The 12,393-nt window shown below is 68.3% G+C and carries 12 protein-coding genes and 2 pseudogenes; 4 read left to right on the plus strand and 10 right to left on the minus strand.

The window, feature by feature from the left end; genetic code table 11:
- The first annotated feature begins 40 nt into the window (after positions 1-40).
- Positions 41-1,525 (plus strand): MFS transporter, encoded by a 1,485-nt coding sequence (locus tag KXD96_RS15845; protein WP_260737151.1) that lies wholly within the window; start codon positions 41-43, stop codon positions 1,523-1,525.
- A 154-nt stretch (positions 1,526-1,679) separates the two neighbouring features.
- On the opposite strand, the gene KXD96_RS15850 is transcribed toward KXD96_RS15845, so the two are convergent.
- The 8 genes and pseudogenes from KXD96_RS15850 to KXD96_RS15885 form a co-directional block, all read right to left on the minus strand.
- Positions 1,680-3,467, minus strand: coding sequence for a serine/threonine protein kinase PknE (locus KXD96_RS15850; protein ID WP_260737153.1), 1,788 nt, complete (start codon positions 3,465-3,467; stop codon positions 1,680-1,682).
- Between the two features lie 100 nt (positions 3,468-3,567).
- Positions 3,568-3,909 (minus strand): hypothetical protein, encoded by a 342-nt coding sequence (locus KXD96_RS15855; protein ID WP_260737154.1) that lies wholly within the window; start codon positions 3,907-3,909, stop codon positions 3,568-3,570.
- Between the two features lie 144 nt (positions 3,910-4,053).
- Positions 4,054-4,734, minus strand: a complete 681-nt coding sequence (locus tag KXD96_RS15860; RefSeq protein ID WP_260737157.1) for a pyrimidine reductase family protein — start codon at positions 4,732-4,734, stop codon at positions 4,054-4,056.
- Between the two features lie 2 nt (positions 4,735-4,736).
- Complete coding sequence (locus KXD96_RS15865) at positions 4,737-5,234, minus strand: flavin reductase family protein (protein WP_260737159.1); 498 nt, start codon at positions 5,232-5,234, stop codon at positions 4,737-4,739.
- A gap of 58 nt (positions 5,235-5,292) precedes the next feature.
- Positions 5,293-5,712 (minus strand): ArsI/CadI family heavy metal resistance metalloenzyme, encoded by a 420-nt coding sequence (locus KXD96_RS15870; protein WP_260737168.1) that lies wholly within the window; start codon positions 5,710-5,712, stop codon positions 5,293-5,295.
- A gap of 26 nt (positions 5,713-5,738) precedes the next feature.
- Positions 5,739-7,245, minus strand: a pseudogene (gene arsB, locus KXD96_RS15875) (ACR3 family arsenite efflux transporter).
- Positions 7,242-7,568: a helix-turn-helix transcriptional regulator gene (locus KXD96_RS15880; RefSeq protein WP_260737176.1), complete on the minus strand. Its 327-nt coding sequence runs from the start codon at positions 7,566-7,568 to the stop codon at positions 7,242-7,244. Before KXD96_RS15880 ends, arsB begins: the two are co-directional and overlap by 4 nt.
- Positions 7,569-7,676: 108 nt before the next feature.
- Positions 7,677-7,841 (minus strand): annotated as a pseudogene (locus KXD96_RS15885) (amino acid permease); the annotation flags it as partial.
- 65 nt (positions 7,842-7,906) lie between these two features.
- On the opposite strand from KXD96_RS15885, the gene KXD96_RS15890 reads away from it, so the two are divergent.
- Positions 7,907-8,647 carry an ArsR family transcriptional regulator gene (locus KXD96_RS15890; protein WP_260737179.1) on the plus strand — a complete coding sequence of 247 codons (741 nt, stop codon included), beginning with the start codon at positions 7,907-7,909 and terminating at the stop codon, positions 8,645-8,647.
- 1 nt (position 8,648) lies between these two features.
- Positions 8,649-10,106: a multicopper oxidase family protein gene (locus tag KXD96_RS15895; protein ID WP_260737182.1), complete on the plus strand. Its 1,458-nt coding sequence runs from the start codon at positions 8,649-8,651 to the stop codon at positions 10,104-10,106.
- A 2-nt stretch (positions 10,107-10,108) separates the two neighbouring features.
- On the opposite strand, the gene KXD96_RS15900 is transcribed toward KXD96_RS15895, so the two are convergent.
- Positions 10,109-11,233, minus strand: coding sequence for an FAD-dependent oxidoreductase (locus KXD96_RS15900; RefSeq protein WP_260737183.1), 1,125 nt, complete (start codon positions 11,231-11,233; stop codon positions 10,109-10,111).
- A gap of 38 nt (positions 11,234-11,271) precedes the next feature.
- Between KXD96_RS15900 and KXD96_RS15905 the strand changes: the two genes are divergently transcribed.
- Positions 11,272-11,406, plus strand: a complete 135-nt coding sequence (locus tag KXD96_RS15905; RefSeq protein WP_260737186.1) for a hypothetical protein — start codon at positions 11,272-11,274, stop codon at positions 11,404-11,406.
- Here the strand turns inward: KXD96_RS15905 and KXD96_RS15910 are convergent.
- Entirely contained in the window at positions 11,399-12,319 is a 921-nt protein-coding gene (locus tag KXD96_RS15910) for a TIGR03619 family F420-dependent LLM class oxidoreductase (RefSeq protein ID WP_260737189.1), read from the minus strand. The two genes, KXD96_RS15905 and KXD96_RS15910, sit on opposite strands and share 8 nt — an antisense overlap.
- Positions 12,320-12,393 lie beyond the last annotated feature (74 nt).

Genomic DNA, 12,393 nt, shown 5'->3' on the forward strand with positions numbered 1-12,393 from the left:
TCGCTTGGGTAGTTCTCTGATCACTTCAGATAGGAGACAGATGAGCGGAAGCGTGCAAACCGGAACCATCACGACCCATGTGCCGGCGCGGCTGGACAGGCTGCCCTGGTCGCGATTCCACTGGCGCGTCGTCATCGGCCTCGGTGGGGTGTGGATCCTGGACGGGCTCGAGGTCACGATGGTGGGTAACGTGTCCGCTCGCCTCACGGAGAAGGGCAGCGGCATCGACCTGAACGCGGCGCAGATCGGCCTGGCGGCCGCGTTCTACATCGCCGGGGCGTGCCTGGGCGCGCTGTTCTTCGGTCACCTGACCGACCGCTTCGGGCGGCGCAACCTGTTCATGCTGACCCTGGTGGTTTACCTGACCGCGACGGTCGCGACCGCATTCGCTTTCGCGCCTTGGTATTTCTTCGTCACGCGGTTTTTCACCGGCGCCGGCATCGGCGGCGAATATGCCGCGATCAATTCGGCCATCGACGAGTTGATCCCCGCCCGCCTGCGCGGCCGCGTCGACCTGATCATCAACGGGACGTACTGGCTGGGTTCGGCCGCCGGTGCGGCCGGCGCGCTCGTCCTGCTCGACACGTCGCACTTCGCGCCCAACCTGGGCTGGCGGCTCGCCTTCGGCGTCGGCGCCATCTTCGGCATCTTCGTGCTCGTCGTTCGCCGCAACGTGCCGGAGAGCCCGCGGTGGTTGTTCATCCACGGCCGCGACGAGGAGGCCGAGCGGGTCGTCGGGGAGATCGAGGAATCGGTGCGGCAGGAAACCGGCCGGCCGCTGCCCGAACCACACGGGCGCAAGCTCAAAATCCGCCAGCGCGAAACGATTTCGTTCCGCGAAATCGCCAGGGTGGCGTTCAAGCTCTATCCGCGGCGCGCGATCCTGGGGCTGGCGCTGTTCACCGGGCAGGCGTTCCTCTACAACGGCGTGACGTTCAACCTGGGCACGCTCTTGAGCGGTTTCTACGGGGTGCCGTCGGGGACGGTGCCGCTGTTCTTCATCCTGTGGGCGCTGAGCAATTTCGTCGGGCCGCTGCTGCTCGGCCATCTGTTCGACAGCATCGGCCGCAAGCCGATGATCACCGCCACCTACCTCGGTTCCGCCGCCGTGGCCGTCGTCCTCGCGGTCCTGTTCGTGACCCAGACCGGCGGCGTCTGGGCCTTCATCGCGGTCCTCGCGGTCGCGTTCTTCCTGGCCTCGGCCGGCGCCAGCGCGGCCTACCTGACGGTCAGCGAAATCTTCCCGATGGAGACCAGGGCGCTGGCGATCGCGTTCTTCTACGCGATGGGAACCGCGATCGGCGGCATCACCGGCCCGCTGCTGTTCGGGCAGCTGATCAATTCCGGCGAACGCTCACAGGTAATGTGGTCGTTCCTCACCGGCGCCACTGTCATGGCGATCGCGGGCCTGGTCGAATTGTGGCTCGGGGTCGCGGCCGAACGACGCCCGCTCGAAGAGCTCGCCTTGCCATTGACCGTCGACGCGGCCGAACACGACGAGCACCGCGACGCCGAGACCGCTTGACTCGGCCGGCACCGCGGTCAGCGGGCCGGGGGGAGATCTGCGCGACCGTGCCGTCCGCGGCCACCGCGATGAGCCACCGAGCGCCGCGTCGAGGGCCTCGCAGATGCCGGTGCGGTCGCTGTCACTCGCCCGGATGTCGTTGCGCATCGGCCGGCTACCCGATGAGCTTGGTCAGCCAGGTGGGGTCCTGATAGTTCACGGATGCTGTGCCGTCCCAGACGAACGGCGTGGCATTGGCGTTGAGCCCGGACAGCGTCGCGTACCCGTTCGCGGATTTCGCCTTGCCCATGCCGACGTCGTCCCCGGACTTGATGCACGTCATGACGTTGGCGTCCGCGCCGACGGTTTTGGCCAGTTGGGCCAGTTCGCCGTCGGTGCGGTCCTCCGCGGCGTCCTCCGCCGGCTGGAAGTTGCTGGCGAACAAGCCTGAATAGAAGTCGATGTACAGCTTCGCGTCGTTTTGGGCCGCGACGCAGTACGACGCCGCCACCGCCCGGGTCGAGTAGTTCTTGCTGTGCGACTTCTCGTCGAGAAAGTCCAGCAGGTGATAGCGCACCGCGAGCTTCTTGTTGTTCACGGCGGCGTCGATGTCGCCCGCGTTCGACCGGATGAAACTGCCGCAGGGCGGGCAGATGGGTTCGTTGAAGATGTCGATCGTCGTCGACGCCGCCGAGCTGCCCACGAACACGCCGTCGTCGAGGACCCGGAGAGCGACGGCGTCGGCCGGTGGCGGCGGCTTGGTCGGCGGCGCCGGAGCCGAGGACTCCCATGGCCGGACGACGGCGAGGGCGACGCCCACGATGGCCACCAGGGCGGTGGCGGCGACGCCCACCCATATCCAGGGCTTCCTGCTCGGCCGGGGCGGTTGACCCCACGGCTGTGCGCCGACGGGCCCGGCGGTGCTGGGCGCCCAGGCGGGCGCGCCGGCCCATCCCGTCGGCTGGGGCACCGGAACCCCGGGAGGCGGCGCCGCCCACATCGGGCCGGACGACGGGGCGTGCGCGGGGGCGGCCTGCGCGATTCCGGCGGCCTGCTGGCCGGCGAAAGCGGCCGGCAGCTGCGCCACCTGGCTGCGCTGCAGGATGTCGGTGGCCCGGTCCTGGTCGGATTCGGCCAGCGCCGCGTAGGCGGCCGCCGACAGGTCGCCGCAGGTGGCGTAGCGGTCCGCGGGATCCTTGGCCATGCCGCGGGCGATCACCCCGTCGAAGGCGACCGGGATGCCGGGCCGGGCGGCGCTGGGCTTCGGGATCGCCTGGTGCAGGTGGGCGCCCATCACGCTGATCTGGTCGCCGGTATACGGCGGGGATCCGACCAGGCACTCGTACAAGACGCAGGCCAGGGCGTAGATATCGGCCCGATGGGTGACCTCGGTGTCGCTGAACCGCTCGGGCGCCATGTACTTGACGGTGCCCACGGTGGTGCCGATCTGCGTCAGCTTTTCGTCGGCGGTGGCGCTGGCGATCCCGAAGTCGACAAGGTAGGCGAAATCGTCGCCACTGACCAGGATGTTCTCCGGCTTGACGTCGCGATGCAGGACCCCGGCGGCGTGGGCGGCGTCGAGCGCCGAGCCGATCTGGCGCACGATGGCCACGGCCCGGGGCGGGGACAGCGGCCCGTATCGGCTCAGCATGGTGGCCAGGTCTTTGCCGTCGATCAGGCGCATGTCGACATAGAGCTGGCCGTCGATCTCGCCGAAGTCATGAATCGGCACGACGTGCGGTTCCTGCAGCCGGCCCGCGGTGCGGGCCTCGCGCTGCATGCGGGATCGGAAGACCGGGTCGTTGGACAGCGTCTGCGACATCAGCTTCAGCGCCACGGTGCGTTCCCGGACCGTGTCCTCGGCCTCATAGACGTCACCCATGCCGCCGCGACCGATCAGCCGTCGCAGCCGATACGGTCCGAACTGCGAACCCTCCCGCGAATCCGCGGTGGTGTCACCCATCCCGACTCCTCAGTCACCGACCGTGCGCAGGCATAAGGCTAAGGTTTCACGGGCCGCTGGGCACGGCGAATAGCGAAAGCGGCTAATTCGGTGACCCGGACTAACGGAGTTCGTCGTCGCCGCCGCGTCGTTCGGTCAGCCCTTCGCGGGACAGCGCCCGGACGAATCCGAAGGCCTGCATCCCGGCGGGGCCGGGGTTTTCGGTGATCCAGTGGTTGATCTTGCCGAGCGCGTTGGCCAGGTCGTCGCGCTTGACGCGGATGAGATAGGTCATTCTGTCGTCGTCCGGATCGTCGATGGATTCGGCGACGGCGACGGGATTCTTGAAGGCGTACGCGATCCCGTGCACGGCGTCGTGGTTCAGTGCCCATTGAAGTTCGCTGGGCCGCAGCCGGTTCACCGCCAGATTGCGGTAGTCATGGTCGTCGTTTGAGCTGCTCACCTGGCCGATGGTCCTCCTCTGTGTGGCTCGAGAAAGTGGACGGCGAGGAACTGAAAACCATGCCGCGCAGGCGATTCGATACGGATGTGCACCGGGGCATTTCCATCATAGGAAGCGGCTTGCCGGGCTGCATGTCGAGCGGAATCAGCGGCGATATCTCAAGAACAGGTAGTCGTCGCACACCAGCGCGTGCTCGAGGCGCATCGTCACCGGTGCGGCCAGTGGCGACGCAGTGGGGCGGTGGCCCACCGGCTGGCTCGCGGCGAGTTTGGGGGCCAACGTCACGCAGATCTCAGCGACGGCGTCGGCCTCCACCAGCTCGTCGAGCACGGTCGGGCCGCCCTCGCACAGGATGCGGTGCATGCCTTGTGCGCGCAGCAGCGCGACGCCGCGCGCCACGTCCACGGAGTCGTCGCCGGCCACCAGGACCTGCCGCCCGTCGCCGCGGTCGTCGCGCGCCGCCGCCGCTTGGGCGCACGTCACCACGATCGGCGGCCGGTCGGGGTCGCCGAACAGCCTGGAGGGCAGTCGGCCGCTGCGGCTGATCACCGCGATCGGCGGCGTCGGTCCCGGACGGGTGAGCCGCACCGGCCCGTAGTTTTCGGCGCGCGCGGTGCCGGCGCCGACTAGGACGACGTCGGCGAAGCCGCGCAGGATCTTCAGCAGCTGTTGATCGGTGGGGCAGGACAGCGGACCGGCCCGGCCGCCGAACGCGGCGGCGCCATCGGCGCTGAAGATCATGTTGACCCGCACCCCCTGCGGGGGATCGGCGTAGAACGATGCGAGTTCGGTGACGCCGGCGACGGTGCCCACCCGGGGGACCACTGTTACGCCTCGTGGCCGGGTTCCAGATGCCGGACGTCGCTGAAGGACACCCAGCTTTCCAGTTCCCGCGGTGGGTGGCCGTCCACCGGCGCGAGCAGATGCCCTACGTGATCGCCCAGCGAGAAACGCTCGAGAATCTCCCCGACGAACCACGCGGCCGCGTCGTCGAGGATGGGCATCTGCGCCGGGCCGCTGTGCCACGAGCACCGGTCGAACTTGTTGATCGTGTCGCCGGTCTGGCTTCCGAACAGCTCCACGATGTCCAGGTGATCGCGGTCGAACAGGTGCACCGCCAGATGTGTCGCCTTGCTGGCCACCCGGAAGGTGTGGTTCTTCCGGGACAGGCCGACCAGGAATCGGGGCGGGTGGATGCTGGTCTGGCTGGTGAACCCGACCACGCAGCCCGCGGCGACGCCGTCGGCCCAGGTCGTCACGACGTACATCGGGTAGTTCAGCAGCGCCACGAGCTCTTCGAACGCGTTTTCTCCGGGATCGGCCATCCGCCCAGTCTCCCCGTTCGGCCCGCGCGGGAACCGCATCGCCCCGACGCTGGCGCGTCTACCCGTTACAAGAGCAGCTCGCTACGGCTTCGTCGGTGCTGGGTCCGAAGGTGTCGGAGTCCGCGATGACGGTGTAGACCTCCCAGCGTTCGCCGCCGGGGCCGGTGACCCACACCTTGTCCTGGCTGGCGTAACAGCAGGTGGTGTTGAGCTCCTCGTCGGTGACCAGCCCTCGTTCGGTGAGACGGCCGATTTCGGCGTGCACGGTGTCACTCGAGGCGACTTCCACGCCGAGGTGATTCAGGCTGCCGCCGTGACCGGGGTTCTCGAGCAGCACCAGTTTGAGCGGGGGTTCGGCGATCGCGAAGTTGGCGTAACCGGGCTTGACCTTCGCCGGCTCGGCATTGAACAGCTTGGAGTAGAAGGCGATCGCCTCGCCGAGGTCGTCGACATTGAGGGCGAGTTGCACACGAGACATGGGGGTGTCCTTTCTTTTCGGTGCGACTATGGGGTTGTGGTGGGGAGGAGTTCGGCGATCAACGCCTCGACGTGCTGGGCGATGTCGTCGCGGATGGCGCGCACCGCGGTCAGCGGTTGGCCGGCGGGGTCGGGCACTTTCCAGTCGCGGTAGGACACTCCGGGAAAGTACGGACAGGTGTCGCCGCAGCCCATGGTGATCACGACGTCGCTGGTCTGGACGTCTTCACCGGTGAGGATTTTCGGGTTGGCCGCGGTGATGTCGATGCCCAGCTCGGCCATGGCGTCAATGGCGACGGGGTTGACCTCATCGGCGGGTTGCGTTCCGGCGGAACGGACTTCGATGCGGCCTTCGGCCATCCGGCTCAGCAGGGCGGCGGCCATCTGCGAGCGTCCGGCGTTGTGCACGCAGACGAACAGGACGCTGGGCTTAGCGGTCATCGGCGGCCCCTCCGGTGGAGTCGGCCCGGAACAGCCGGGTCCGCAGGGCAAGCGACACGTAGACCAGCCCGACCAGCACGGGCACCTCGATCAGTGGGCCGACGACGCCCGCGAGGGCTTGCCCGGACGTGACGCCGTAGGTCGCGATGGCCACCGCGATGGCCAGTTCGAAGTTGTTGCCGGCGGCGGTGAACGCGAGGGTGGTGGTGCGCGCGTAGCCGAGCCGCATGAGGACTCCGAGGGCATACCCGCCGGCCCACATGATCGCGAAGTAGGCCAGCAGCGGGATCGCGATGCGGGCCACGTCCAATGGCCGAGAGGTGATCTGATGGCCCTGCAGGGCGAAGAGAATCACGATGGTGAACAACAACCCGTAGAGGGCCCATGGCCCGACGCGGGGGAGGAACCGCGTCTCGTACCAGTCGCGCCCCCGGACCCGTTCGCCCAGCCGGCGGGACAGGTATCCGGCCAGCAGGGGGATGCCGAGGAAGATCAGCACCGCCTTGGCGATCTGCCATGGGGAGACATGGATGCCGGTTTGGGCCAGGCCCAACCACCCCGGTAGCACCGAGAGGTAGAACCAGCCCAGCGCGGCGAACATGACCACCTGGAACAGCGAATTCAGCGCGACCAGGACGGCCGCGGCCTCGCGGTCCCCGCAGGCCAGGTCGTTCCAGATGATCACCATGGCGATGCAGCGCGCCAGCCCGACGATGATCAGGCCGGTGCGGTACTCCGGCAGGTCCGCCAGCAGCGACCAGGCCAACGTGAACATCACCGCGGGACCGACCACCCAATTGAGCAACAAGGACGATGCGAGCAGCTTGCGGTCGGCGGTGACTTCGTCGAGCCGGTCGTAGCGGACCTTGGCCAGCACCGGATACATCATCACCAACAGGCCAACCGCGATCGGCAGCGAAATCCCTTGAACGGCAACGGCACTCAGCGCCGATCCGAGCCCCGAAACGATTCGTCCCAGCAGCAGGCCGGCGGCCATCGCGGCGCCGATCCAGACCGGCAGGAACCGGTCGAGGGTGGGAAGTCGGGTCACCGCCGCGGCTGCGGTGGATGTCGGCGCCTGGGTGCTGCTCATGGGCGCAGGACCGACGAAAGTTGCTGCAGCGCGGCCGGAACCACCCAGTAGTACACCCAGGTGCCCCGGCGCTCGCAGTCCAACAGCCCTGCCGAGCGCAACAGCTTGAGGTGATGGGAGATCGTGGGCTGGGAGAGATCGAAGGTCGCCGAGATCTCGCAGACGCAGGCCTCACCGCCGGGGTGGCTGGCGATCAGGCTCAACAACCTCAGGCGCACCGGGTCGCCCAGCGCCTTGAACATCGCCGCCAGGTCGGCGGCCTGTGCCTCATCCATGGCTGCCGCCCCGAGCGGCGGGCAACATGTGGACTGCTGATTCGACATCCTTCTATATATACACTCATCGAATCAGATGGCAAGTTCGGTGTCGCTGCGGGTGGGGGCTACCTGGCCGAGCGGTTGAGCCGGGCGTCCAGTGACAAGGCGCCGGCCCACCGCGGCGACCGCCAGGCCCAGCAGCAGGCCCGAGCCCGCCGCACGCGCCGCCGGACCAAGCGCGGCGAAGATCCCGGCGCCGATCATCGAGCCCAGCCCGATCGTCACCGCATCGAACAAGCCCAGGCTTCGGCGAAGCTCGCCGGTGTTGCTGTCGGCCACTGCGTCTCCTCACCGCGCACGCAGTGGACAACCTATCAAACGAGTTTGATGTATTCTCGCCGAAAATGGTGGCAAGCAAGACGACGGTTCCGTCGCTGATGCAGATGGCGTCGCATCCGGTGCGCTGGGCGCTGCTGACCGAACTGGCGGGCAGCGACCACCGGGTGCGGGAGTTGGCTGCCGCCGTCGGCGAGCCGCAGAACCTGGTTTCCTATCACTTGCGGCGGCTGCGCTCGGCCGGGCTCGTCGACGCGCGGCGCAGCACTTTCGACGGCCGCGACACCTACTACCGCCTGAACCTGACGGGGTGCGCCGAGGCGTTCCGCGAGGCCGCCGCGGCCCTGCATCCGGCACTCGCACCGACGCCGGTCGCCAAGCCCGCGACGCGCTCGGTGCTGTTCCTGTGCTCCGGCAACAGCGCGCGCTCTCCCATGGCCGAGGCGCTGCTTCGGAGGCGGAGCCAGGGCCGCATTCGCGCCGCGAGCGCGGGCAGTCATCCCAAACCGCATCTGCACCCCGACGCGATACGCATCATGTGCGACAGATACGGCATCGACCTGGGCGGGCAACGGCCCCAGCCGTTGACCGCGGTGGCCCGGCGCCGCTTCGATTGCGTGATCACCCTGTGCGACAGGGTCCGCGAGTATGCGCGCGCCCACGGCCTGGCCACGACGATGCACTGGAGCCTGCCCGACCCGTCGGCCACCGGCGCCGGCTATCGGGAATTCGACCGGGTGGCAAGCGAATTGGACAACCGCATCGACTTCCTGTTGCCCGCCCTCGAAGCGTATCCGCGGAGGCGATGACGTGTCGCTCGATCGTCGTGACTTCTTCAAATGGGGTGGCCTGGCCGCGCTCGCAGCAAGCGGGGGCGCGTGCGCACGGCCCGCGCCACCCGGCGGCAAGGCCGACTACACGCTGCGGATCGGCACCGGTGCAGTCGAATTGGCGCCGGGCCACACGGTATCGACCCTGACGTACAACGGCCAATTCCCCGGCCCGCTGCTGCGATTCAAAGAGGGCCAGCGGACATCGGTGGATGTCTTCAACGACACCGCTTCCCCCGAGCAGCTGCACTGGCACGGTCAGCACGTGGGCATCGACGTCGACGGCTCCGCCGAGGAGGGCACGCCCTACATCCCCGCGCACGGCATGCGGCGGATCTCCTTCGTCCCCGGCCCGGCGGGTTTCCGCTTCTACCACACCCATGTGGTGCCGCGCTCCGACCTGTCCCGTGGCCAATACAGCGGACTGGTCGGCCCCGTCTACATCGAACCCAAACAGAACCCCGGCGCCTACGACCAAGAAATCTTTTTGACGCTCAAGGAATTCGAACCCACGTTCAGCCGCGGCGGCGACATGGCCAGTGACTTCTTGGCCGGCGAGGAGGACCCCGACCTCAAGGCGAGGGGCGAGTCATCGATGAAGGCCTCGCTTGATCGTGGGGACCCGCGGGGCTTCGAGGTCGGTTACGGGGCGTTCGCCGTCAACGGCCGCATGCTCGGCCACGGCGATCCCATTCGCGTCCAGACCGGCCAGCGGGTGCTGCTGCACGTCCTCAACGGCAGCGCCACCGAGACGCGCAGCCTGGCCATGCCCGGCCATACCTTCAACGTGATAGCGCTGGATGGCAACCCGGTGCCGAATCCGGCCACCGTGCCCGTGCTGTGGCTCGGTGCGGGCGAACGCATTTCGGCAGTGGTCACCATGACCAACCCAGGGGTATGGGTGCTGGGCGACCTGTCCGATGACGACCGCGCCCGCGGCATGGGGGTGGTCGTGGAATACGCCGGGCGCGGTGGAGATCCGCAATGGGCGGAGCCGCCGCCGTTTACGTGGGACTACCGGGTGTTCGCGCCGCCCAACCCCGCGCTGGCTCCGCCGCCCGAGCACACCATCGAGATGCTGATCGAGAAGCACAATGCCGCCGACAACGGCTTCAACCTCTGGACGATCAACGGCACGCCCTTTTCGATGGACGCCAATCGGCCCGTGTTCGATGTGCAGCGGGGCAAGCGCTACCGGCTGCGCTTCCGCAATGCCAGCGACGACCTGCACCCGATGCACCTGCACCGGCACACGTTCGAAATCACCCAATTCGCCGGCACGCCAACGGCAGGCGTGCGCAAGGACGTCGCGATGCTGGGCGGCTACCAGAGCATGGACGTCGACTTCGTCGCCGACCAGCCCGGCCTGTCGCTATTGCATTGCCATCAGCAGATCCACATGGACTACGGGCTCATGCTGTTGCTCAACAGCGGCTGATCCTATCCAAGCGGATTGTTCTGCCGCACTCCGCGATACATGCCCCAGCGCACGATCCACGGCATCACCACCCGCTCGACCGACCACGACGGGAACCGGAACGCGTGGCCGCTGGGCAGAAACACCTCCAGCCCGTCGGGCTGTATACCCCCCAACGAACCCCACCGCCGCGTCGGTGCCCGGTAGGCCCGCAGCCGCCCGCCGCTCAGCTCGGCCCGAACGTTGCGGGCCACCAGCGCATCCCCGCGGTTGCGGGCCGAGCTGCGCAGGGGATCGGTCGCCGCGACGTCACCGACCGCGAAGACGCCGCGGTATCCGGGCACCCGCAGCTCCGGCGTCACACGCACGAACCCGCGCTCGTCGAGCAGCTCCGGCGGCAGCCAATCGGTGTTGGGTCGCACCCGCCCGATCGCCCACAGCACGGCGTCGGCGGCGGCGGGGGCTTGTCCGGTGCTCCAGCGCACCGGTTCGCCGGTGATCTCCTCGCCCGCGAAGCCGTCGGGCAGCACCGCGCGGTGGCCCGGGTGGATTCCCACGCCCAGGCCGGTGAGTCGTCGGTGAATCCGGCTCCAGATGCGGGGGTGGTGCCCGCCCAGGGCGGACTGTCCGGGGAAGTACAGGTCGATCCGCTTGTCCGGCCAGGTGGTGGCCAAATTGAGCGCGCTGCTGACCGCCGCCGCGCCGCCGCCCACGACGATGACCGAATCGGCCTCGGCGAGCCGGTCGTGCGCGGCGCGCAGCTCGGCGCCGACCTCCGCGGCCGATTGCAGCGTCGGCCGGCGCCAGAAGCCGTTGCTGACCCCGGTCGCGATGATCAGCGCGTCGAACTTTTCGGCGAGTGTCGCGCCGTCGGCCCGGTTGCCCAGGACGGCGCGGGCGGCCAAGTCCACGCCGGTGAGCCGGGCCTGCACCGTGCGCACCCGGTCCAGGCGCCGGAACCGATCGAACGGAATCCAGTAGTCGCGTGCCCAGTCGTGCGGGCGGGCGAGCCGGACACCGAGTTCCTGACCGCTGACCAGCGCCGACTTGACGGAAATGCCGACGACGTCGGCGTGCCCCGACAGCCGGATCGCGGCCAACACGCCCGCATCCCCGAGCCCGGCAATGACGACCCGCTTGCGATACATGTCGCTATCCTGCCTGGCATGAAGTTCGGGCCGGCCCATTGACCGATCGATTGCCAAAAGCGCGCAGTCGTCGATCCACCCACGCGCACCTGGCCATCGCCGTGGCCGTCGGGATCGCCGGCACCGTCGCCGCGGTGTGGTGGGTGCGCAAGTGCGGCTCGACCATCAGGTGAGCTTGGGCTTGATCTCCTCGATCACCCATTGCGCGTAGTCGAGGTATTCGTCGACGCCGGAGACGGCGGGGATGGGTACCGCGCTCATCGTCACGCCCTGTTCGGCGAGCCGGCCCAACCGGTCGACGATCTCGCCGGCGCTCATGCCGGGCCGCCCGTTCGGGTCGTCGCGGGCGACGTGTCCCTCGCCGACCCGGTTGGTGCTCAGCCCGTGCATCACCTCGAACGGCCGGCCGTCATAGGACGGCTGGGACTTGATGTAGTCGAGCTTTTCGGCGATTTGTTCGGGCGGTGTCAAAAACGGCCACCAGCCGGAGGCGTACTTGGCCGCCCTGCGCAGCGCCGCGTCGGCGTCGCCGCCGATCCAGATCGGAAGATGCGGCCGCTGAACGGGTTTCGGTTCGAACGCGATGTCGTCGAACGACACGTAGCGGCCGTCGAATCGCGGTGTGTCGCTGGTCCACAGCTCGATGATGGCCGCCAGGTACTCGTCGGCGATGCGTCCCCGTTCGCCGAAGGGCACCCCGAGGAGCTCGAATTCCCGTGCCAGCCAGCCGACTCCGAAGGTCACCATCATCCGGCCCCCGCTCATCCAGTCCGCGGTTGCCAGCGCCTTGGCCAGGTCGATCGGCTGGTGCAGCGGCAGGATGGTCACGCACGAGTTGATGGCGACCCGCTCGGTCGCACCGGCGATATAGGCCTGGGCGGCAGTCGAGTGCAGGTAGTGGGGCCCGGACAGCCCGACGTGCTCGGTGGGGATGACGAGATGCTCGGGGACGGCGATCATGTCGTAGCCCCAGCGGTCGGCGCATTTGACCATACGGGTCTGGTCGGGTCCCGTGACCGCGGCTTCCCAGGGCTGGGTCATTGCGGGAAGGCGCAACATGTGGGGCAGGGGAAAGGTGAATTTCACCCTGCAACAATCGCCCACAACAGCCCGTCCCGGCTAGCGGTCCATGTCACGCGATCTTCCGGCCCATGTTGTTA

The organism is Mycobacterium sp. SMC-2 (assembly GCF_025263485.1).
Classification (GTDB): Bacteria; Actinomycetota; Actinomycetes; order Mycobacteriales; family Mycobacteriaceae; genus Mycobacterium.